The following is a 22,696-nucleotide window of genomic DNA, read 5'->3' as shown; positions in this document are numbered from 1 at the left end:
TATAAATTCAATTTATATCAAACCAGTTTCTGCACAATCAACGGCAGAACCTGCTCCACCTGCCCCTTCAGCAAGACGTCGCTTCTGGACTCGTAAGCCGAGGGACCATAGTTGATCTCAATAATCTTTCCGCCGGCGTCCTGCACCAGAGGCGGAATAAGGCTTGCCGGCACAACTTCGCCGGATGTTCCGGCAACTATGACCAGATCAGCCTCCTCCGCAAGCAGGAATGCCTCCCTGTACGCTTCCGAAGGAATGGATTCGCCGAAGAAAACCAGATCCGGCCTGATGACGCCATCACAAGAAGGACAGCGCACCGGCAGTTCACTGCCCTCGATCTTCTCCCGGTCAAAAGGAACAAAGCACTCCATGCAGTAATATTCACTGCAGTTGCCGTGAAATTCAACAACCCGCCCGGAACCGGCCCGCTGGTGCAGCCCGTCTATGTTCTGGGTGATGACCGCCTGAAGGAATCCGCCCTGTTCCAACTGCGCAAATGCAATATGCGCCGCATTCGGCTCGGCCGCCCTCATCATACGGTAAGCATCCAGCAGGAATGTCCAGACCACAGCCGGGTCCTTCTGCAATGCCCGTATGGATGCAACCTTCTCAGGGTCGTGCCGGGACCACAGGCCGCCCGGACTGCGGAAATCAGGTATGCCGCTGGCCACAGATACACCCGCACCCGTCAAGGCGATCACAAACCTCGCACTCTTTATCAGCTCTGCGGCTCTATCTATCTGTTCCTGCTGCAATGACCTACCTGCCATGCCTTCCCCTCTGAGCAACCCAAACTGGAACCCTATCTCTTCATAAGCTCCTGCACCAGAGCGCGGGAATTTTCTTCAGCCTGCTGGTACTCTTCAATTGTCATGCCTGCACCGAGTGCAATCTTGCGACGCATTTCAAGTCCCACCAGATCACCGGGCGCGTGGGCATCGTTGTTGATGACAAGCTTTGCACCGTGCTTGCGGGCCAGCGACACAACGTGCCCGTTGGTCAGGCTGTGTCCCTTGCGGGTGGTGATTTCGAGGCAGACGCCGTATTCAGCGGCAAGCTTCACTTCCACTTCGGAGATGAGACCGGGATGGGCAAGTACATCCACCCGTGCCTCGATGGCGGCGAGGTTCGTTCCCTCGGCAACCGGTTCCACGATGGTTTCACCGTGGCAGACCACAATCTGGGCCCCGGACTTCCGAGCATGGGCGGTCATTTCGCCGATCAGTCCCGGAGGAACGTGGGTAAGCTCAACACCGGCGAAGACATCTATATCGAAATAATGCCCGTGTTTCTTCGCAAATCTGTGAATATTTTCAAGAATAATATCAATATTGCTGAGATCGCCATGATCGGTCATGGCCAGAGCGCGATATCCGGCAACCCGGGCCCGCCTTGCCAGTTCAGCAGGAATCAGTTCCCCGTCGCTGAAAACCGTATGTGTATGAAAATCGATCACTTGACTACCTACATCTTGTATTTGAAGTCATCGGGGGAAAGATCTTCAAGCTCATCTTCCCACTTTGAACTTTCGGTAATTTTTTCTTCGGCATCCCTGGTTCCGGCCATATCGAGCACCTTCTGCGAGACTCGCACGGGGCAATCGGCCCGGACAGCCAGTGCCACGGCATCGGAGGGCCGGGCATCTATGGCGATGACCTCATCACCCTTCTGGATCATAATCTCGGCATAAAAAGTGCCCTGCTCAATATCAACGATGTCAACAGAGGTGACGGTTCCGCCGAAGGTCGCAATGGTGCTGAGCAGCAGGTCATGGGTCATGGGCCGGGGAAAGGACATCTCGTTGAGCACCATGGAAATTGCCATGGCCTCCATGGCTCCTATCCAGATGGGCAGAACCATGCCGGACGCTTCGTCCTTGAGCACCAGAACCGGTGCTTCCGTGTCGTTTTCCACTGCCAGACCGTAAACCTGAACTACTACCATGGTTCCCCCAGTTTGGCCCCCACAAGGGAGTGATTCTTGGCCTCGATGATCTTCACCCGCACAAGCTTGCCGCCAAGCTTCGCTTCCTCGGCACAACCTTCAAAATGAACGTTGATCACCCTCCCGCCGGGATCCTTGCCCCGCCAGGACACGCCTCCGTCCTCCTGTTTTCTGCTCGGACGTTCCAGCAGCACGACCATCTCACGCCCCGTAAGAGCTTCTAGACTTTCTCTAGTAATACGGTTTTGACTTTCCTGCAAGCGAGCAAGACGGTTTTGAGCAACTTCCTCGTCCACCTTGGGGTGCATTCTCACTGCCGCAACGCCCGGACGGTCGGAATATTTGAAGGAAAAACTGCTTTCGTAGCGTACCCGTTCCATCATATCCATGGTCTGCTCGAAATCCTCATCGGTCTCACCGGGAAAGCCCACGATAATATCAGTGGTCAGGGCAATGTCCGGGCAGGCTTCACGCAGTCCGTCAACAATACCCAGGTATCTGGCCCGGTCATATTTGCGGCCCATCTTTTTAAGGATGCGGTCGGAACCGGACTGGACCGGCAGGTGCAGGCTCGGGCAGAGGTTTGGCAGTTCGCCGAAGGCTTTTATTACTTCCGGAGCAATGTCCTTGGGATGTGAAGTGGTGAACCGGATGCGCTCAAGCCCTTCAATCTCTGAAATCCTGTACAGAAGCTGCGCAAAGGTAAGCTCAGCACCCTTTTTGTCCATGCCGAAGCTGTTCACGTTCTGGCCCAGCAGGGTTATTTCCCTGACCCCGGCCATTACCAGCGAACGGCATTCGCTGATCACCGCTTCAGCTGCGCGGGATTTCTGGCGACCCCTCGTGTACGGAACGATGCAGTAGGCGCAGAAGTTATCGCAGCCCTGCATGATGTTGACAAAGGCCTGACCGGGAATGGTCCCGATGCCGGGGGGCAGCAGATCAAGATTGCTGGAAACTTCTCCGCCCTCGCGTTCCGGATATTCGGGAACGAAATCGGTGAGCACCAGTTTCTTGTCGTGGTTCCGGGCAAGATCTTCAAGAGCTGCCGGGGCCTGCGAAATGCCGTCACTGCCGAACACAAGGCGCACATGGGGGAATTTCTCCATGAAGCCAGCACCGATCTGCTGGGCAACGCAGCCGCCTACGGCAACGAAGTCGCCGGGATTTTTGCACAGCGGAGCCAGTCTGCCCAGTACGCTGTAGACTTTCTGTTCCGGCTTCTCGCGCACGGAACATGTGTTAATGATAAATATATTTGCTTCCGATTCCTCAACTGCTGTCCAGCCGCGGCTTTCCATGGCCCGGATCAGCCAGTCGGAATCATGAACGTTCATCTGACAACCGAATGTTAGTACCGTAAATTTCATACCCGCCACATACTCCAATCGCTTACGGCGGTAAAGCATGCTTTGCATGCCTTCAGCACTTAACACGGAGATTTATTTGATGCGCTACGCGCTTTTGACGATCTGATTTCGCCGCCGGAGGCTTCTGCCTATAAAGTTCCAGACGATGCCCAGCCACAAACAAAAAAGGGAACCGTCCGGTCAAACCTTGGGTTCCCTTTTGTCTTGTGCGTTTTTTATGGGATCACTCTGTCTTGCGTCCATAGTTTTCTCTGGAAATCTTCCACTTTCCGTCAACCTTCGTGAACTCGAAGCTCGGGTTGAACTTTCCGCGATTCATGTTGTCGCGGTAGTCCCAGTTTATCCGGGCGATACATTTGTCACCTTCAACGGAAAAGCTGGTTATCTTGAACAGGCGCAGCTTGAAGGCGGCCTCTACCCAGTACGAAGAGCACTGCGGCAGGGAATCGCTGAACTCCTTGAAAAAGACTTCCTTATCGGAGTTGCACGGAAAGGACATGACCAGGGCGTCTTCGGTATAAAGAGCGCGGACGGCATTGAAATCCCTGAGGTTGTACGCATCCTTGTACTCAAACAGCAGATCCTTGATCTGGTCGCGGACAACATCTTCCGGTTCCGAAGCAACAGCTGCGGAGGCCAGTGCGAGGACAAAAATCAGAATAAGTGCGGATATTTTCTTCACGGCAGACACCCTTGTTTTGATATGGAGTTATTGCGAATGAACAACACTTAATACAGTTTCAAATAAAAATCAGCATATCCCGTTCATTTTCCGCCACTTTTGCAGACAGGCCTCAACCATGCCGAAAACCTCTTCCGCAGACCTGCCCGCCGTATCCACGATGCATTCGGCATTATGATCCACCTCGAAAGGCACATCCACACCGATTACCTGCCCGAGATCCTTGAACTGTTTTCCGGTACGCTGCCGCTCAAGGGCCTTTTCGTACAGCCCGGCCATGACCAGCCCCTGCTGGCGTCCGGCCTCGCGCTTCATGGCCATATTCACCGGGCAGCGCAGATGGACTTCTGCGAAATATTCTATCCTGTCGCGCGCATAATTGCGCCAGCTCTTATCGTGTGCGGAACCGTCCATGATAACGCAGCGCCCCGATTCCATAATAGATACGGCATCCTCCACAAACAGGGAATAAGCCCGCTGCCGTTCCTCGAAACTGTATTCGGGCTTCGGGATATAGAGTTTGCGCCGCTCATCCATGCACAGCTTCACCGCCTTCACGCCTTCGGATTGCAGCTTTTCCAGCAGCATCCCGGCAATGGTGGATTTTCCGCAACCCGGCAGGCCCGTGACCCAGACCGCCCAGTTTCTGTTAACGCATATACCGTTCGAATTCGACATAATCGAAAACCTCGTCTTCGAGCACATTTTCCATGAACCGCAGCAGGGCCTCGCGCACCCGTTTGGGATGGTCAGGGTACCAGACCGGCGATGCTATCACCAGCCCCCGGAACACGAAAAACGGCCCCATGACTTCAAGTATCTCGCTGTCGCCGGTCCGCTCCAGATATTCATCGAAAAAGGTCATGTAGAGGGTCCGGAAGGTTTCGGAAAATGAGCCGTCACTGTACAGGCCGAACAGGATGTAGTTGGCGGCCATGCAGCACAGGTCCCCGGCAGCCTCGCCCCACTCCCCGCGACTGCGGTCCAGCACGCTGAATCCGTCCGGGCCGCCCACCAGCACGTTCCACGGATGGAAATCCCCGTGCACGGCGCAGAGCCTGCCCGTGTAATGGGTCAGCTTCCAGCGCCAATCTATCAACCGCTTCTCCAGGGCCATGAAACGTTCACGCGAAATATATTCATTGGGATGCGCATAAGCCTCATCCACCAGCCCCATAATGCACTCGCTGGAGCCGATCAGATCCCGTATGCGTCGCATGTACAGATGCGGATCATCCTTGCGCACGGAATGGACATCGGCCAGCCACTGCGCCAATGAAGCGGCCATGTCCCGGTCGCGCATTTCGAATCCGCCCTTCCTGATCCGGTCCAGATCATGGAAATAGTCGTACCCCTCAAGCTTCTCGTTGAGTATGAAGAACTCCTGCGGCCCATGCAAAGGCTTCATGGTTCCTTCACTGCCGACGTAACCTATGCCCATGGGCTTCACATGCCGCTCCATGCGCGCCGAGGTCTCGTACTGGAACATCAGTATCGCCGCACGGTCCCAGTAGAACTGATGACCGTAATTATCACCCTTCATCACAGAAATGACGGTCTCGCGCTCCTCTCCATCCACGGAAAAACGGACCAGCAGAGGTTTGCCGTAACCGAATTTCTTCATACCCTGCTTGTCCAGCGACCCTAAAGCGCCGTAATCCAGCAGCACCGTCCCGACTCCAAACGCTTCCTTCAGATACCCTTCAAGCATTACAGCATTGATCTCTATCATATGGCAGATGCCTCCGGCAGCCCTGCGGAACCTCTGTTTTGTCTCCAGCGGACTCCCCCGACACCTTTTAACAAGGCTTCGCCGCAGGCAGAAGAAAAGTTCCATAACCGCAGGGTAAGACGAGTTAACCTTTTGGGAGTTTGATTGCCTGGTTGTTGAAAAATGGATTTGCCTTGCAATGGCACCAAACGACTCCAAACAGTTCTTACTACGCAACTTACACTAAAGAAAAACGAAAGGCACGGACGATTGTAAGGAAAACAGTAAAAAACCGGTGTTACAATCCGTTCGGGAGCACTGGACCGGTTTTCTTTTTTCCATCATTTGTGATTTTTCTGAAGCTATCCTGTTTAATTTTTCATTGAAGTAGGCTATTCTGTTAACAACCATGGAAAATCCATAAATTTGATCACACTAGGAAATTCAATGCAGAGTCCGGATCTATTTGAAGATGATGAACTTCTCTTTTCAGGAGAGGAAGCAGAAGAAACCGCTTTTGAGCCCGTAGCGCCATGGCGCGTGCTTATCGTCGATGATGAGCCGGACGTCCATTCCATGACCCGGATGGTTCTTGGGGATTTCTTTTTCGAAGGTCGCCCCCTAGAATTCATCAGTGCATTCAGCGGGGAGGAATCCCTGGTCATAATGGAGCGGGAACAGAATATGGCCATCATCCTTCTGGACGTGGTCATGGAAAACAATACCGCCGGGCTTGATGTTGCCCAGTTGATCCGGGAAAAGCTCAACAACAGGTTCATCAGAATCATCCTGCGCACAGGTCAGCCCGGATTCGCACCCGAGCACAAGGTCATCACCGAACTTGACATCAACGATTACTGGCAGAAGGCCGAGATCACAGCACAGCGGCTGGCAACATCCATGACCACCGCCCTGCGCTCATACCGCGACCTGCTCAAGATTGAGCAGAACCGCACCAGCCTCGCAAGACTTGCCATGTCCGTTGCTCACCAGATCCGCAACCGCACCATGACCATCAACGGCTTCGCCAATCTGGCCTCCCGCAAACTTGAAGACAACCCGGACACCCTCAAGTACCTTGATACAATTTCCGAGGAAGCCGGAAGGCTGGAAATGATCGTTGACAGCGTATCCGCCTTTGCGGCCATAAGCTATTGTGATCATTCTGAAACGGAACTTGATATTGCCGCAGGGGAAATCATGGATCTCGTCCGGGAATACGCTGCGTCTCTTGGCAAGGAAGTCGATTTCAATATTTCCCTTGAAAAGGTGCTTATAGATGCCAAGCCCGACCTTTTCAAAAAAGTTCTTGAAGAAATCCTCAAGAATGCCGTGTTCTTCTGCTCTGCAACTGATCCAAGGGTCAGTCTGGAAGTGAGAACGGACTCCAGAATCTGCTGCATCGAGATCGATGACAACGGCTCCGGAGTCAACACCGATGACCTGCCATACCTGTTCGACCCGTTCTTCACCAGACGTCCGGAAGCGGTGGGAATGGGGCTCAGCATAGTGGACCGCATTGCCAGCGGCTACAACTGGCTGATTGATATAGGCAGGTCTTCCATGGGAGGAGCTTCTTTCGCCTTGAAAATTCCTGTTCCCGAATACGAGACCATCCGCAAGTGAGGTTGTGAAAGATGACAACTGACAACAATCTGTTCGATGAAGATGAGCTTCTGTTTGCCGAGGAAACTCCCGCTGAAGACGAGTCGCCCTTTGATGACGAAAAGAAGTGGAAAATCCTCATTGTCGATGACGAAGAGGATGTGCACAGCACAACCCGTCTGGTTCTGGACGATTTCCAGTTCGAAGGTGCCGGGCTTGAATTTATCAGTGCCTACACCGCGCAGGAAGCACTGGAAATAATGAATACCGAGCCGGAGATAGCGGTCATCCTGCTGGACGTTGTCATGGAGACCAACCATGCAGGTCTGGAACTGGTCCGCAACATACGCGGGGAGCTCAAAAACCGCATGGTCAGGATCATCCTGCGTACCGGACAGCCCGGACAGGCCCCTGAGCGCAAGGTCATTCTCGAATATGACATCAACGACTACAAGCACAAGGCCGAGCTTACCGCTCAGCGGCTGTTCACCTCGGTTCTTTCCGCCCTGCGCTCATACCGGGACATCCAGATAATAGAGCAAAACCGCAAGGGACTGAAGCATATCATCGAAGCCTCCAGCAATCTTTTCCAGCAGAAGTCCGTCAACAAGCTGGCTCAGGGAGTGCTGACACAGGTCATCTCGCTGATGGGACTGCGTGATTCGGTCTACATGGAAGGAAACGGCGTTGCCGTTTCAACCCCTGACAACAAGGAACTCCAGATCATTGCATCTACCGGCAAGTATTCCATCTGCACAAGCTCGGTGGATGACTGCAAGGAACTTTCTGACGATGTCCGGGCCCGCTTTGAGGAAATATGCACCATCGGCCACGGATGCTTCATGGGCAGCGACTACCTTGGCTACCTGCCGACCAAGCAGAAGGGATCGCACCTGCTGTACGTGGAAGGAGGAGGAAGGAGGTTCAGCGAACAGGACGAAGACCTGCTGCGGATTTTCTCCGATAACGTGGGCGTTGCCTTCGACAACATCTATCTCAATCAGGAAATTCTGGATACCCAGAAGGAAATCGTGCGTATGCTCGGTGAAGTGGTGGAATTCCGGTCCAAGGAGACTGCCTTCCACGTAATCCGGGTCTCTGAGATTGCACGCATACTCGGCATGGCCATAGGACTGAACCAGATGGAGACAGATGAACTGTATTACGCCTCACCAATGCACGATGTGGGCAAGATCGGCATCCCCGATTCCATCCTGCTCAAGCCCGGCAAGCTGACCCCGGAAGAACTGAAGATAATGCGCACGCACACCGAAATAGGTTACAACATCCTGCGGGCCAGCAACCGCAAGCTGCTCAAGACAGCAGCCACCATTGCCCACGAGCACCACGAATACTGGGACGGATCAGGCTACCCGCAGGGCCTTCGGGGAGATCAGATCAGCATTGCCGGAAGAATCATCTGCGTAACAGACGTATTTGATGCCCTGTGCAGCGACCGGGTGTACAAGGAAGCATGGTCGGTGGACCGGGCACTGGAATTTCTCAAAAAACACCGCGAAAAAATGTTCGACCCCGATCTTGTGGATCTCTTCTTCGACAATCTCGACAAGATCATGGAGGTCAGAAAAAGGTATCAGGACGAATAGTCACGAAGCCCGCAATATAAGCAAAACGGCCGCAACATCCGGTGGATGCTGCGGCCTTGTACTTTCGTGACATACGATGCGGCTGTATTCCTAAAATTCAGTCTTATAGGTTTCCCCGCGGTGAACGTGGTACTGCAGATCGTAAGTCCGTTTAAGATGCATAACCAGTTGCTCAACCTTGGCGTCATCCAGGCGCTGAACCCAGATGAAAACCCTGCGCTGTCCGGGCTCCACACCTTCGTAGGAAGTAAATACAGTGGAAAGCCTTACTCCGCGGGCCCAAAGGTCATTCAGCAGTTCTTCCAGCGCAGTAGCAGTATCCTCAAGGATGAAGGCAAACTGGGAGCTGCCTTTACTTACCCCGGTAACAGTTGTCAGGAAACGGTAGATGTCCACCTCGGTGATGATCCCGGCAAGGCCGTACTCATCCAGTACCGGCAGTCCGCCGATCTTATGCTGAAGCAGAAGCTCGGCCGCTACTTCCATGCAGGTGTCCGGAGAAACGACGATGGGATCATGGGTCATGATGTCCTTGACCTTGAGCCCAAGAAGCCCTTGCCCCTGGGCGGCAGCGGAGTCACCGGGCAGAAACTTGGACGGCATGGCGTCGCGAACATCGCGGTCAGAGACAATCCCGGCAACCAGCCCGGAAGCCTCCACCACCGGAATCTGCCTGATACCGGCATCGCGCATCAACTCCATGGCCTCAAGAATAGGTGCCCCCGGAAGTATGGTCAGCACTTCTTCAGTCATCCAATCCCCTACTAACATACAAAACTCCTGAAATTCATACTCTTCATTCTTTAATTAATTCAGACAAAAACGGATGAAAAACCTGCGCAACCGGAGGGCGACTCTCCTTCGCTGAACCGGCTACAGCTTTTCCCCATAAGCGAGAAAGACCCTGTAAGTGGCCTTTATGCCCGCTTCCCCCCTGTACAATCTTTCATATTCCTCAACAAACCGGCGATACTTGTCCTTACCCCAGGAAATATTCCCACTGGAGGCGACCGCCCCGGTCATCTTGTGCATCCTCAGAAATTCTTTCACTGAAGGAAAGTATATTTCATGCGTCCCGCCGGAAAATTCCACCTCAAGGTCCTCAACCGACGAAAAAATTTCCCTGTAAAACGAATCATCCTTCAAATTCTTCACCGAACCAAAACCGGTTCTTTCACTCACATCCGCCAGCTCACCCAGAGTACCACGGCTGAAAATGGCGAAGGCGAACCTGCCCCCCGGTTTCAGAACCCGAAAACAGTCAGGTATGGACCGCTCAGGATCGGCAAACCACTGCATGGCGGACGAGCTCACCAGCAGGTCAAAAGTATTATCGCGCAACGGCAGGCTTTCCCCGTCCGCAGCCAGCAGAAAAGCATTGCTGACCTTACGCTGCTCCAGCAGCATGGGCCGGACCAGATCAAGTGAAACATACTCACCGAACCCGATACGCTTTTCAAGTTCACCGTGCAGGAAGCCCACGCCGGAACCAATATCCAGCACCCTGCCGTAATCCCCGGCAGGACAGAATGCGGCACAACGGGCCGCAACCTCACGCTGGACCGATGCGGCGTCACTGTAACTTGCGGCAGCCTTGCCGAAACACTGGCGTATTCTGTTCTTCACTTTTTATCCGTATGATTGCCTTCGGCGACCCTGCCGGGTTTCAGTATAATGCGCTACGCGCTTTTGACGATTTGATTTTGCGGGGTAAAATCAAGCCCGGATCAATTCAAGCAGCACCTGCTCTGAAATTTTATGCCCGCAATCGGGGGTGACTATCCTTCCGGGAACAAAGAACTCTTTCACCCGTTCAAAAGCCCTGCCGCGCACTATTTTATCCTGAATCCCATGCACAAGGGTCAGGTTGTCTATGCTGACAGTTTTTTCGGGCTCAAACCTTGATGAAATCAGGTACTCAAGGCCTTCGGTAAGGGCCGGAGTCAGCGATTCATCAAACGCCAGATCACGTTCCTCTCCGCAGTTGGCGTAAAAGGAAGCAACCACTTCTGCAGGATTTACCGCCATCCCTGCGATCATGCGTCGCACCAGCCGTTCCGGAAAAGAGTCGGTAAAGGCCAGAAAAGGTGCAATCAGGATAACCTGATCGAATTGCGGAAACAGATGCAGGCAATCCTTCAGCAGCATGTGCGCCCCGGTGGACCAGCTGAGCAGCACCCCGGAGTTTTCTGCGATAAGCTGTGGTAACTCTTCAGGACGAAATCCGCTGAACGGAACCAGAACACGGGCCGAGCCTGCAAGTACAGGATACTGGGCCGAATCACTGGCCCAACCGCCCACAAAAGTTATTTCCATGCCGAAAGTTCCTTGTGCAGCTGGCCGAACGCGCTCCTGACCATTTCAAGATCGGAATCAGTAAGATCGGCACGCAGGGAGATACGCAAGCGTGCCGTACCCGGCGGAACGGTCGGCGGCCGGATGGCGGCAACATACAGCCCCTGCTCACGCAGCAGTTGCTGGGCTTTGAGAGCCAGTGCGTTTTCTCCAAGGATAACCGGAATGATCTGGCTCTGCGAATCTCCGCAGTTGAACCCCAGGGATTCGAGGTAGCCCTTGAGCTCACGGCTCATGGCCAGCAGTTTTTCTCCACGCGAAGGGTCCGACCGCACCAGCAGCAGCGCCGCGAGGCTTGCCCCGATCACAGCCGGGGGAAGCGCGGTGGAAAAAACAAAAGAACGGCCTTTGTTGCGCAGGTATGAAATCAACTCACTACTACCGGAAACAGCCCCTCCAAGTGAACCGAACGCCTTGGAAAAAGCCCCCATGTGCAGATCCACCCGGTCTGCGACACCTGCTTCACGGCAGAATCCGCGCCCGGAGCCGAAAACGCCCTCGGCATGGGCTTCGTCCACTACCAGCATAACGTCATGCCGGTCGCAGAGGTCGGCAATGCGTTCCATGCGGGCAAGATCCCCGTCCATGCTGAAGATGGTATCCGTAATCAGTATCTTTGATTCCACACCGCTGAAAGCTTCGAGCCTTTTTTCCAGATGATCCAGATCGTTATGTTTGTAGCGGACCTGTTTTGCGCCGGACATCCTTATGCCGTCGAGAATACTGGCATGGTTGAGCTTGTCTGAAAATACGAGTGAATTCCGGTCGGCAAAGGCATCCATTATGGCGAGGTTGGCAGCATAACCGGAACTGAAAAGCATGGAATCCTCGCGCCCGTGGAAATCTGCAAGCTCCTTTTCCAGCTTGTCGTAAAGGCTGAAATTGCCGGTCACCAACCGGGAGGCAGCTGCTCCGCATCCGTATTCTTCAACGGCCTTGACGGCTTCTGCCTTGAGCATGGAATTACCGGCAAGGCCAAGATAATCGTTGGAGGCCAGATTGAGCAGCGGGATATTATGAAAGAGCAGGATCTTGTCCGCCCCGTTCTCAACCTGCGGCACTGTGCGCAGTGCGTCTGAATTTTCAAGGTCGGTAAGTTCGCCTGAAATGCGGCGGTAAATGCTTTTGGGAGCCATAAAAAAATAAATCCGGTGATTCTGGATTAAAAAGGCAGCAATGAACGCTGCCGAAAAATTATTATCTGTTGTCGGAAAAGGGAAAATAAGACTCATGGCTTGGAATAGCAACCATGATTTTGCATCAAACTCATTCAAATACCTGTTCACCATGCACACAGCCTAGCTCTGATCCGGTTACGTAAATGGAACGACTCTGGAATTATCATTCCCGTGACATCTGTGAAACCGGGTTGATGCAGGCGATGAGACTCAATCCGACAATGAATCTCCAGAAGTGGGTCCACAAAACTGGACCACGTTTTAAGGTGGACATATAAGAGCCCAAGGAGGCTGTTTCATGTCCAAGAAGAAAAGAACCTTTTCCGCAGAGTTCAAAGCCCGTGTAGCACTTGACGCTTTGTCTGGTGAATATACCCTTACCGAATTGTCCACCAAGTATGGCGTTCATGCCAACCAGATTTCGAAATGGAAGAAGCAGGCCAAGGAAGGGCTTGTCGACATGTTTTCCGGCAAAAAAAATACAGTCCAACAAGATAATGCTGAACAGATAAAGGAATTGCACGCCAAAATCGGGCAATTGACGGTCGAAAAAGATTTTTTGCAGCAAGCCTTCGTAAAAATTTGAGCACAGAACGAAGGCGTGAAGTCGTCGACAAAGGGCATCCGTGTCTCAGCATTCGGCGACAGTGCAACATTCTTGGTTTGCAACGCTCAACATATTACTACCAGCCCATCGGAGAATCCGAATATAACCTGTCACTGATGAAACGGATTGACGAGTTGTTTATGGACTATCCATTTCTTGGGACTCGGCAGATGCGCAATATGCTTCGAGATGAAGGACATCAAGTCGGAAGAGGCCGGGTAAAAAGACTTATGCGCCGGATGGGATTAATGGCTGTTTTTCAGAAGCCCAGAACCAGTCAGAAACATCCTGAGCACAAGATTTATCCGTACTTGCTGCGTAATTTAGAAATTTCCAGACCAAATCATGTTTGGTGCTCTGATATAACCTATATTCCGATGAAAAGAGGCTTCCTGTATCTTGTTGCAATCATGGATTGGCATAGCCGGTCTGTTTTGTCTTGGCGAATATCCAACACCATGGATGCGGATTTCTGCATCGCCGCTCTTGAGGATGCAATGAACAGATACGGTGTCCCCGAAATCTTCAACACTGATCAAGGGAGTCAGTTTACCAGCTACGAATTCACTAAAACACTGCGAGATACAGGAGTCCAAATCTCCATGGATGGCCGTGGACGCTGGATGGATAACGTGATGATCGAACGCTTATGGCGTTCAGTAAAATATGAATGCGTCTATCTACGTGAATTCTTGTCTGGAAGCGAGTTGCGACAATCTTTGGCAAGGTGGTTTGACTTCTACAACAACCATCGTCCGCATTTTGCTTTTGACGGCAAGAAGCCAATGGAGATATATCAAAAGGGCAACGCCCCAGATGGAGTACCCCATCTGGACACTCGCAAGGCGGCATAACTTGTTAAACTGTCCACCTTAAAAACGCCGCTGAGTGGTCCAGTTAAATAGATCCACTTCTCTCGTTACTGTCCCTGATCCGAAAGTAAAGCTTGCTGTCCCGCCTGTCCAAATACCAGCAGAACTTATCGTTTCTACCTCATTATTATTCTCAGTTGTACCTACAACAGAACTGGTCCCAACATCAGTAACGACCACGGCTCCCGGTTTTTCTTTTGTCACCAGACTACCAGACGTTGTGCCGGTGAGAACAGTCAACTCTCCGTTGGTCTGGACTATTTCCATCTGGGCGGAAACAATCTGATTAACATTGTCCACGCCTACGGTATGTGCCGGGGGCTGAATTCCATCTGCGGCGATGGTTGCTCCGGGGTATCCTTCCACTGTATCGGCAAAAACCATTGTCGCGCCGTCCTGTGTTGCTACATCCTTCACCAGTACAGTATGGCGTGCTGTTTCAGAATACAGTTCCCCTCTCCTGCTGCGTATGACTTCTATTGAGTGGACAGCGTCAACGTCCAGATTTCCAAGCAGCCAATTGATTGTGTTGCCGCTTCTTGCGGCAGTACCGAAACCGGCCACGTTTATGTCGTAACTGGTCAATGCGTCTTCCACGTAATCGCTGATCACGAGATTTAGGGTAGTTCCCTCGTTCGCCTCGGCAGGGCCGGAAAGCACCGGGGTTGCACTGCGCAGGGTAGCAAGGTCTCCAAGCGCGATGGTCTTTGCCTCGTTCCGCGCGATTTCCGCTGCTACCTGTGCGGCTTCGGCTCCGACTCTGGCAGTCTGTGCCCCAGACAGTGCGTTTTCCGCTGCGGCCTGCGCAGCCTGCGATGTATCACGGGCGGACTCGGCCCCGGAGAGATACGTTGACACGACATTACGGGTCTCGGTTACCGCCCTCATAAATTCCTGCGGGGAAAGCTGTTCTTCAGCTGGAGTGGAGATGTCGTACTTGAGCGCCCGGTTCACCTGCTCCTGCAGCTGCTGGTCACGCATGACCCCGCGGTCGAAGGCTTCATTCAGCAGTGAAGCGGAAAACGGATCATTATCCACCAGTTCGAGTTCCTGAGAATAAGCTATTTCCCTGTACAGGGTGATGGTTTCCCCGGCAGGGAGCGGGGCGCCGGAAACTGGATACTGCACTCGCCCCCCCGCATCGTCGCCGATACCGGACAGGATCCTGAAATCATTGTCCCGTGCCAGTTTTCTTTCCTCACCTGTGCTGCTACGCAAAGCCGCGCAGAGATCTTCCTCCCTGAAAATACGGAAATTGAAATCAAAATAAGTCTGAACACCGTCTCCGGCGAAGGTTATGGTGTTCCCGCTGGATACAACGGTCATAAACAACTCCTTTTATTAGTTTAAATTTAAAATTCACCTGCCTTTGGTTTTGAACGTACAAGAAAGGGCGGACATGAGTCAGGTAACTCAGGTCCGCCCTGCGCAAAAAATGAATTTTTATTCAACTGTCTTTTCCTGTGGTGCATCTTCAAGGCACTGCTAACAGGAAAAGACTGCTCCACTATTAAGAACTCAGCAGAGAACCTGCCATGTCCATGCCCGACTTCATGATCGAATTGGCAGCTGCCGAAGAAACATCCTGTTCCTGCTTGTTGATTTCATTCCGGCTCAAAGTGGCGGAACTCTCCGCGTTCCACAGAGACATGTTGCCCTGATCGATATGCCGACCTGCATCAATATCGGCCTGATATTTCACTATCTCCATGTCATAATTGGCCTGCTTGATCAGGTCCTCCTGCACGTCGACAATGGAGCCGGAATCCAGCCGCACCCCGCGATACCCCCCCACGGAATGATTGCGGCGGTAAAGCTCCCTTCTTAAAGCGGCAAGCCTGATTTCAGACTCACGCTTAACTATTTCGGCTTCCTTGTAACTTACATTCTGACCATAAACGCCCTGTTGCACTGTCCGGTAGTTATGCAGTTCAGCCATCTGGGAATTATATTGTGCATCGCCGACCTTTTGACTGTTACTCAGCACGGACTTCCCAAAACTGCTCATAAGCCCTAGATAGGAACCGCCACCGCCGACACTGCCGGCTACAGCACCTCCGGCGGAAGCACCTGCCCCACCAGCAGCTGCGGCCCCACCTCCGGCAACTCCGCCCATGGCACCGCTCATTACCCCACCCATAGCACCGCTCATCGTTTGCGTCATGGCACCCCCTATCATGGTACCTCCAGTGCTCATGGCTATTCCTCCGGCACCTCCCAGTGCCCCGCCAAGGGCGTCCATTCCTACTGTGCCGAGAGTAACCCTCTGGCCCGTAGCCGCACGGGCTACGGTTCCCACAGCCATACTGGCAGCCATGCCGACAACTATACCTGTCGCCATCTATCTATCCTCCATATTTATTATCTCTATTCTGCGTACAGCCCGGAAATACTCATCCCGGCCGACCAGCACCCTGTTTTCCGCGAACTCGAAACCGCACCAGCGGTGCCAGTTCACGCTCACCCTGTTTTCCGCACATACCCAGGTATCGAGCACGGGGAAACATTTCTGGACCATATCCAGCATTCTCCGTGAAATCCGCGCAAAGGGCAGCGGATTGAGATCCACCGCCGTTGCAGCGGTCAGCCACGGCACCCCCTTACCGGGGGCCAGCGGAACCACTCCGAACACGGCATGTATATCCCCCCCCATGTAGAGCCCATAGACCACACGGGAATATTCAACATCGCGCATGATTATGTCCCGGATGGACATTCCCGGATGCAGCCCCTCCATATCCCGACGGTCAGATGGACGGATCGTGGCCGCCACCCGCTCCACATCCTCCAGTGTGGGGATGCCCAGCGTAACCTTCGATTTTCCAGTCAGCCTGCTCATGAGTAAACCGATACCTCCGGAATAAGGGCCAGCACGGTCATAGGCAGGGGCTGGTCCTGCCGGATGTGGATCTGCCCGTCACGGTCGTAGCCGCGGTTGAACTTTACCTGATAATCCCCGGTAAACAGGGACGGAGCACCGCCCACCTTGTCCGCCGATGTGCGGAACGGGGCACGTTCAAGATGATCGCCGTCGTAACCGACCTGCAATCCCAGAGACTGGAACAGCCGCACGGTCACATGCGCAATCCTCTTCATGCTTCCCTGAGCAGTGCCGCCGGTCATGGAACCGCCCTCAAGGCGCAGGGTCCGCATGTTGGAGACAAAAGGCAGCCCGGCATGGACCACCCTGGCCGGGGCGGCAAGGGTAATGGAACCGTTGACGACCACCACATCCGGACGCACGGCCCCGTCCGCCAGCACGGAAACGGTCTTGCCCTCCAGATGATCAAGACCGGTGAAAACCGTGTCCGCCAGTTCCTGATCATAGGTAAGCCCGGAATCCACAAAGAATGCGTCACGCGATGATTCGCCTGCGAACTGGTTCTCCATGCGCTCGACATAGGTGCGGGTAGTTCCTTCCACATCCCGCTCCACCACAGCCCAGACCTCTTCCTGAGTCGGGCCGGGAATGGAGCAGAGCGAACGGAACCTGCCGTCGGTGGAATGATGGTGGAAGCCTACCACCTCGTGTTCGCGCTGATAGGTCAGCCCGATCATCATGCCGTCGTCCCGGACCATCCAGATGATGGAATCCGGGGACTGCTGGTAGGCCCACTCGGTAATGGAATTAGTGCGGGTAAGGTGCTCGGCAAGGATGGTCAGGTCCGGGGCAACGTAGCCGTCCGCCTCAAACGAATAGGAAAGTTCCCGGATGGTACGGCCCTCGCGCTGCAGGAAAATCATTATCCCGCCGACGACTACCGGCGGAATGGAAGCCGAACCGTGAGTGGTTTCGCGGCGGACCATTACCGAGTTCGGGGTGACCATATCCGCGCTGCTGCCCCCGGCCAGCCACCATTCACCGCCGGAAGTGCCCATAATCAGCTTCTTGGAGCTGATCATCCAGCGGATGGCATTCACCTGATCCGCCGAAAGCGTGTAGGTGCAGGCATCGTCATCCATCACCGGGGATGATACCCCGAAATCCTCATAGGAACCGCTCTTGCTCATCCAGATGGTCTGGGGCTTGCCGGGGCTGGCCGCAAAACAGAGGCGTTCCTCGAAGAAGGTCACGCAGGAAGGATAGCCCTTCTCGCTGTTCCAGTCCTCAGGAGCAGAGGTGAAAGGAACAAGCTCCATCTTCCAGTCCACGTGCGATGAACGGGAAAGCTTGTAGGGCTGCACCTCGGGATGCACAAGATACATGACGTCCGCCGACTGGGTAAAACGCAGCTTCTCAAGGTCAGATTCGGCATAGGGAGTTGATACTTCCACTGGCCTGCCCTCTTTATCAACCACAATGCCGCCGTTCTTGAAGACGCGCACATTCTTATCGGTAAAGGCCAGCACGTAGGCCTGTTCGGTGGAAAATTCAAATGGGATCAGCCGGGTCTTCGGCCCGGTCTCGCGCACGGAAAGGGAATCCAGCGCACCGATGAAGTCCGCATCGGCGGTGATTTCAATGGATGCGGACGGCCCGCACTTGGAACGGAAGGAATAAGACCCGTCCGCCGCAACCGGAACGCTGAGTGCCCCGCCTCCGGCAGAAACGGTCAGCTCCCCGGCAGTGCGGCCCGAGACGCTGAAAACGATCTCGTACACCTTCCCTTCAGAAAGTCCTATGTCACGGCTGAGGATGGAAGGCCCGTCCTGAGTTCCATCAGAGGAGGCCTTGCCCCCGGCAATGGTCCATCCGCTGCCGGCAGTCCAGTCCGTTGAAGCGTCGAGACTAGCCGCAGGGACCAGCTCCCGGCCCAATGATTCGCTGATGAAACGGAATCCGGTACGCCGCGAGGCCCCGCCGTGGGGATGGGTGAACATATTTTCCAGCAGGGCCAGCCCGTTGGAATACTTTGCGAGATCAACACGCCCGCCCAGCCGTGGCGAAAGTTCCCCGGCGCTGAAATTGGTCATGATAAGTGAAACAGACACGTCTACCCCCTCCACAACGGAGAATCGGGGCCGTAAATGCCCCGCGCCTCCAGCCAGGGATCATTCAGGATCTCGTCCTCGCGCCCTTCAGTCGAATCCGCCAGTCTGGCCGACTGCATGGCATTCAGGTAGAGGGTCCACATTTCGCGGGCCTTTGAAGATGAACCGGTAATGTCGTCGGCCATTTCCGCAGCCATACGGGACGAAAGGGCCATGATGAAAGAGGGATCGAAGAGCACCGGGTTGGTGGCCTTCCTGGTGTAGATTGCTGAAGCGCCGTCGCGGTTGGTGAGGACTTTGTCGCCTTCCACCACGAATTCGTCATCGGGTGTGTTCAACTGGCGCAGGTGCAGGCAATCCACGGGAAGCTGGTACTGGAACGCGTAGCCGAAGGCCGGGGCATCGACCAGCAGTGCCAGCCGACCCCGCGCTGCGGCAAAGTTCCACGGATGTTCGCGCAGGACCGCGTCCCGGACCTGTTCATAAAACAGGTTGCAGGTCACCGCCTCCTGCGAGCTGTCACTCAATGATTCAATGAGCCTCGCCCCCAGTTTACGCAGGGCAAGGTTGCAGATCTTAACCTCTGATACCGCCATAAATATCTCCTGTATCTTTTTATGTTTGCGATTGATTTCGCACCCAATTCAAAGATCAGGATACACGCAGGGGCGGACATTTTTTAGGTAGCTCAGGTCCGCCCTGCGCTTTTCTCAATATTAATTTCAGTTCAGAAGCAAAAAAACTACATATTAATCACGGATTGTTTCTTTGTTTACGGGAATGAACTTCATACAGTCAAAACAGAAATATTCGGGTCTGCACCATGCATAAAAAATTCCCGGAAAAATTAAGTACAACTCGATCGGCCAGGAGAAGCTTTTTCCATTCAGAAAATCGTCTGCCATTCCTGCGAGACAGAAAATTATCCATGACCAGCCATACTGTCTGGTCGTGTTTATGATATGTTCATTTGCACATCTGCTGCACCTGAATTTGATTGTTGAAAAGTAAAGCCACACGCCCGTAGCAATAATTGCCAGCGTGGTCAGGTCAAAATCAAACATCACCAGTCTCTGGTTCAAAAGGTTCAGGCTTGAACAGATGCAGAGAATTGAGCCCACAGATCAGGCTGCCCACCAGAAGAACCGAGCAGACTTCCTTAATCAGCCGCAAAAACAAATTGGAATCATCCTGCCCTTCTGCCAATGCCAACAGGACTGCTGCTGTGACCAACATCATTATAAACGGCCATAAAGCTTCCCGAAAACGCCCTTTTCTCCTTTGAAGTTTTGAGTCGTATACTACGAAAAACAAAAGCAGATAGGGAACCAGAACCAATGAGACAATAAACATCTCCGGACTGTCTCGTAATGTGGAGACAACTTCTTCGATTTGCATAAGCATCATAAGCCCCCCGAAAAGCAGGGTCACAGCTGATACAACAATTGCAAACTGATAAATAAGTCTTTTAGTAAAAAAAGCTCCAAAGTAACTGCGCAGTGAATATGGCTCGGCAACATACAGCAAAGGACAGTAAGACAATACCGACACAAACCCGGCTGCAATCAAATACTCAATTTTCAATGTCGTGGACAAAGATGAAATACTGAATGAAATAACCGCAATTACAAGCCACACCGGCCATTGTCCTGTATAGAATCTGATATAATTATTCACGCCCCCTCCGAAAAATATGTTTAATAACGATTAGAACTCTCCAGCAGCGTGCGGAGAAACATTCCCAAAAATCGGCAATAACCATCCGAATTAATTGCCGCACAACCTAACGCCAGCACATATATAACAGGATAACAACTATAGCCAGTCAAAATATAAATTTATACTTCCGAAGTTTTAGGTTTGAGTCCGCCCGGCAAAACATTTGATAAGACACACCGATCGGAAAAGTTCCCCCTCCGGCTGGTTTTAATTTATAGCCCCGCAGCCCGATTGAAAAAACCAAAACCCCGCCCTGCCTGATTCGGCAGGGCGGGGTTGGCTGAGCATCAAAAAACCGGAAAGTAACTACATTTCCACCTTGAAAGGCCAAGCCATGATGCCGCCTTCCATTACCTTTACATTTTTCCATCCATTGGCGTTGAGTACCTGCTGGGCTTCGTAGCCGCGCATGGAAATCTTGCAGAAGGTGATGATTTCCGCATCCTTGTCCTGCGGCAGTTTGTCCAGCGAATTACGCAGTGCTCCGAGGGGGATGAGGGTCTCGCCGACGTTCAGGCGCATTTCCTCGAATTCAGCCGGGGAGCGCACATCAAGGATAAAGGGTCTGCTTCCGTTATCGAGCATTTTCTTGACCTCGGCATTGCTGATGCCGTCCATGCGTCCTTCCATCTTGTTGTCCAGAATATGGGCGGTGGTGATGAAGTGGTCGATGGCAAGGGAGAACGGGGGCGCATAAGGCAGGTCGGCCACGCCTACGTCGAAAATGGTGTTGCCGTTCATGACGGTCATGGCTGCCTCGGCCAGTTGGCGGTTGACCTCGCCGGGTCCTACGCACTGGAATCCGAGGATACATCCGGTTGCGGCATCGGCCACCATCTTGGAAACCAGCAGCTTTGCTCCCATGAATCCGGGCTTGTCCGGGCTGGCATTTGTGGCGGTGACTACGTCATACCCTTCGGCTCTGGCCCGCTGTTCGGACAACCCGGTTGCCCCGGCACTCAGATCGAAAACCTTGCAGATACCGCTGTTGACCGTTCCGGGAAATGCCCGTTTGTTGCCAAAGGCGATGTTGTCGGCGGCAACCCTTGCTTCAAGGTTGGCAAGATCGCCGTAAGGAGCAAAGGTCTTCCTGCCGGTAATGCGGTGGGTGATTTCAACGCAGTCCCCGGCAGCGTAGATGTCCGGATCGGAAGTCTGCATGTACTCATCAACGACAATTCCGCCAAAACCGCCGATTTCGAGACCTGCTGCGCGGGCAAGCGCGGAATTGGGAGCCACGCCGATGGAAACTACGGCCAGTTCGCAGGGAATCACGGAACCGTCTTTGAGCTTTACGCCGGTCAGCTTTCCGTTCTTGCCGAGAAATTCGGATACCCCGTTATCGGTATGCACGGTTACGCCCTTGGCTGCCACGTGCTTTTCAACAAGCCTTGCAATCTCCCAGTCAAGGAACATGAGCAGTTGGGACAGCATCTCCACCACATTCACGTTCATTCCGGCTCCGGCAAGCGCTTCGCAGACCTCTATGCCGATCAGTCCGCCGCCGACGATTACGGCATTCTTCACCCTGCCGGAATCAACCAGTTCGCGCAGCCGATCCGCATCGCGCATTTCGGAAAGGGAACTGATGCCCTCAAGATCAATACCCGGAATCGGCGGACGACGGGGAGCAGCGCCGGTGCAGAGCACCAGCTTGTCATAATCCACGCTGTAAGATTCACCGCTGCCCAGATCGGTACATGAAACAGTCCTGTTTTCGCGGTCAATGGCTGTAACTTCGGTATTAACCCTGGCTGTCACGCCCTTTGCGGCGGCAAAAAAGGCTTCGTTGCGCACAACCCCTGTCGGAGTGGAAAGAAGCGCATTGCGTTCATCGAAATTTCCGCCGATGTAATAGGGATAACCGCAGGATGCCATGGAAAGCTCAGGGGCTTTCTGGAGCAGTGTCACTTCGGCATCGGCATTGAGGCGTTTGGAACGGGCAGCAGCCTTGGGACCGGCGGCAGAACCGCCGATTACTACAATTTTGGGGGCATTCATCAGATTTCTCCTTTTTGACTTCCGCAGTACCGCATCTTCAGAAGACAACCGGCACAGAAGCTGGAATCGCGGTATATTAAATTTAAAACACAAGACCGGGCGTTTGACTTGAA

The 22,696-nt window shown here is 53.4% G+C and carries 22 protein-coding genes; 3 read left to right on the top strand and 19 right to left on the bottom strand.

The window, feature by feature from the left end:
- Positions 1-17: 17 nt before the first annotated feature.
- From N7E73_RS16125 to N7E73_RS16095, 7 genes are all read right to left on the bottom strand, one after another.
- Complete coding sequence (locus N7E73_RS16125; protein ID WP_432735943.1) at positions 18-770, bottom strand: SIR2 family NAD-dependent protein deacylase; 753 nt, start codon at positions 768-770, stop codon at positions 18-20.
- 32 nt (positions 771-802) lie between these two features.
- The gene (locus N7E73_RS16120; protein ID WP_432735942.1) at positions 803-1,456 is read right to left on the bottom strand and encodes a histidinol phosphate phosphatase domain-containing protein; all 654 of its coding nucleotides are present in this window, start codon (positions 1,454-1,456) and stop codon (positions 803-805) included.
- Between the two features lie 8 nt (positions 1,457-1,464).
- Positions 1,465-1,944 carry a bifunctional nuclease family protein gene (locus N7E73_RS16115; RefSeq protein WP_432735940.1) on the bottom strand — a complete coding sequence of 160 codons (480 nt, stop codon included), beginning with the start codon at positions 1,942-1,944 and terminating at the stop codon, positions 1,465-1,467.
- Positions 1,938-3,314, bottom strand: coding sequence for a tRNA (N6-isopentenyl adenosine(37)-C2)-methylthiotransferase MiaB (gene miaB, locus N7E73_RS16110; protein ID WP_432735939.1), 1,377 nt, complete (start codon positions 3,312-3,314; stop codon positions 1,938-1,940). The genes N7E73_RS16115 and miaB overlap by 7 nt, the downstream gene beginning before the upstream one ends.
- Before the next feature lie 223 nt (positions 3,315-3,537).
- Positions 3,538-3,996 carry a nuclear transport factor 2 family protein gene (locus N7E73_RS16105; RefSeq protein WP_432735938.1) on the bottom strand — a complete coding sequence of 153 codons (459 nt, stop codon included), beginning with the start codon at positions 3,994-3,996 and terminating at the stop codon, positions 3,538-3,540.
- A 69-nt stretch (positions 3,997-4,065) separates the two neighbouring features.
- Positions 4,066-4,674: an adenylyl-sulfate kinase gene (locus tag N7E73_RS16100; RefSeq protein ID WP_432735937.1), complete on the bottom strand. Its 609-nt coding sequence runs from the start codon at positions 4,672-4,674 to the stop codon at positions 4,066-4,068.
- A complete protein-coding gene (locus N7E73_RS16095) occupies positions 4,646-5,728 on the bottom strand; it encodes a phosphotransferase family protein (protein WP_432735936.1) in 1,083 nt (360 codons plus the stop codon). Before N7E73_RS16095 ends, N7E73_RS16100 begins: the two co-directional genes overlap by 29 nt.
- Before the next feature lie 426 nt (positions 5,729-6,154).
- On the opposite strand from N7E73_RS16095, the gene N7E73_RS16090 reads away from it, so the two are divergent.
- Together N7E73_RS16090 and N7E73_RS16085 are read left to right on the top strand one after the other, a co-directional pair.
- Positions 6,155-7,333: an ATP-binding protein gene (locus N7E73_RS16090; protein WP_432735935.1), complete on the top strand. Its 1,179-nt coding sequence runs from the start codon at positions 6,155-6,157 to the stop codon at positions 7,331-7,333.
- A gap of 11 nt (positions 7,334-7,344) precedes the next feature.
- Positions 7,345-8,919, top strand: a complete 1,575-nt coding sequence (locus tag N7E73_RS16085) for a DUF3369 domain-containing protein (protein WP_432735934.1) — start codon at positions 7,345-7,347, stop codon at positions 8,917-8,919.
- Between the two features lie 90 nt (positions 8,920-9,009).
- Here N7E73_RS16085 and N7E73_RS16080 read toward each other — a convergent pair whose 3' ends face one another.
- From N7E73_RS16080 to N7E73_RS16065, 4 genes are all read right to left on the bottom strand, one after another.
- Positions 9,010-9,690, bottom strand: a complete 681-nt coding sequence (locus N7E73_RS16080; RefSeq protein ID WP_432735933.1) for a CBS and ACT domain-containing protein — start codon at positions 9,688-9,690, stop codon at positions 9,010-9,012.
- Positions 9,691-9,792: 102 nt separating this feature from the next.
- Entirely contained in the window at positions 9,793-10,545 is a 753-nt protein-coding gene (locus N7E73_RS16075) for a methyltransferase domain-containing protein (protein ID WP_432735932.1), read from the bottom strand.
- Positions 10,546-10,635: 90 nt separating this feature from the next.
- A complete protein-coding gene (locus tag N7E73_RS16070; RefSeq protein ID WP_432735931.1) occupies positions 10,636-11,235 on the bottom strand; it encodes a hypothetical protein in 600 nt (199 codons plus the stop codon).
- Entirely contained in the window at positions 11,226-12,410 is a 1,185-nt protein-coding gene (locus N7E73_RS16065; RefSeq protein WP_432735929.1) for an aminotransferase class I/II-fold pyridoxal phosphate-dependent enzyme, read from the bottom strand. The genes N7E73_RS16070 and N7E73_RS16065 overlap by 10 nt, the downstream gene beginning before the upstream one ends.
- A 340-nt stretch (positions 12,411-12,750) precedes the next feature.
- Between N7E73_RS16065 and N7E73_RS16060 the strand changes: the two genes are divergently transcribed.
- Positions 12,751-13,913 (top strand): IS3 family transposase gene (locus N7E73_RS16060; RefSeq protein WP_432735928.1). Its coding sequence is split into 2 segments (ribosomal slippage): positions 12,751-13,026 and positions 13,029-13,913, totalling 1,161 coding nucleotides; the frame shifts between segments, so codons are not numbered across the junction.
- Positions 13,914-13,931: 18 nt separating this feature from the next.
- Here the strand turns inward: N7E73_RS16060 and N7E73_RS16055 are convergent.
- From N7E73_RS16055 to N7E73_RS16020, 8 genes are all read right to left on the bottom strand, one after another.
- Positions 13,932-15,257 carry a hypothetical protein gene (locus N7E73_RS16055; protein WP_432735927.1) on the bottom strand — a complete coding sequence of 442 codons (1,326 nt, stop codon included), beginning with the start codon at positions 15,255-15,257 and terminating at the stop codon, positions 13,932-13,934.
- 184 nt (positions 15,258-15,441) lie between these two features.
- Positions 15,442-16,272 (bottom strand): hypothetical protein, encoded by an 831-nt coding sequence (locus N7E73_RS16050; protein WP_432735926.1) that lies wholly within the window; start codon positions 16,270-16,272, stop codon positions 15,442-15,444.
- Entirely contained in the window at positions 16,273-16,770 is a 498-nt protein-coding gene (locus N7E73_RS16045) for a hypothetical protein (protein ID WP_432735925.1), read from the bottom strand.
- Positions 16,767-18,863 (bottom strand): hypothetical protein, encoded by a 2,097-nt coding sequence (locus tag N7E73_RS16040; protein WP_432735923.1) that lies wholly within the window; start codon positions 18,861-18,863, stop codon positions 16,767-16,769. The genes N7E73_RS16045 and N7E73_RS16040 overlap by 4 nt, the downstream gene beginning before the upstream one ends.
- Positions 18,864-18,865: 2 nt before the next feature.
- Positions 18,866-19,459 (bottom strand): hypothetical protein, encoded by a 594-nt coding sequence (locus tag N7E73_RS16035; RefSeq protein ID WP_432735922.1) that lies wholly within the window; start codon positions 19,457-19,459, stop codon positions 18,866-18,868.
- A gap of 153 nt (positions 19,460-19,612) precedes the next feature.
- Positions 19,613-19,927, bottom strand: coding sequence for a hypothetical protein (locus N7E73_RS16030; protein ID WP_432735921.1), 315 nt, complete (start codon positions 19,925-19,927; stop codon positions 19,613-19,615).
- Positions 19,920-20,540 carry a hypothetical protein gene (locus N7E73_RS16025; RefSeq protein ID WP_432735920.1) on the bottom strand — a complete coding sequence of 207 codons (621 nt, stop codon included), beginning with the start codon at positions 20,538-20,540 and terminating at the stop codon, positions 19,920-19,922. Before N7E73_RS16025 ends, N7E73_RS16030 begins: the two co-directional genes overlap by 8 nt.
- A 348-nt stretch (positions 20,541-20,888) precedes the next feature.
- Positions 20,889-22,583, bottom strand: coding sequence for an FAD-dependent oxidoreductase (locus N7E73_RS16020; RefSeq protein ID WP_432735919.1), 1,695 nt, complete (start codon positions 22,581-22,583; stop codon positions 20,889-20,891).
- Between the last annotated feature and the right edge of the window lie 113 nt (positions 22,584-22,696).

The organism is Maridesulfovibrio sp. FT414, from assembly GCF_050916235.1.
Lineage (GTDB): Bacteria > Desulfobacterota > Desulfovibrionia > Desulfovibrionales > Desulfovibrionaceae > Maridesulfovibrio.
The sequence above is the reverse complement of the archived record's forward strand: the minus strand, read 5'-3'. Positions and strand labels throughout refer to the sequence as shown.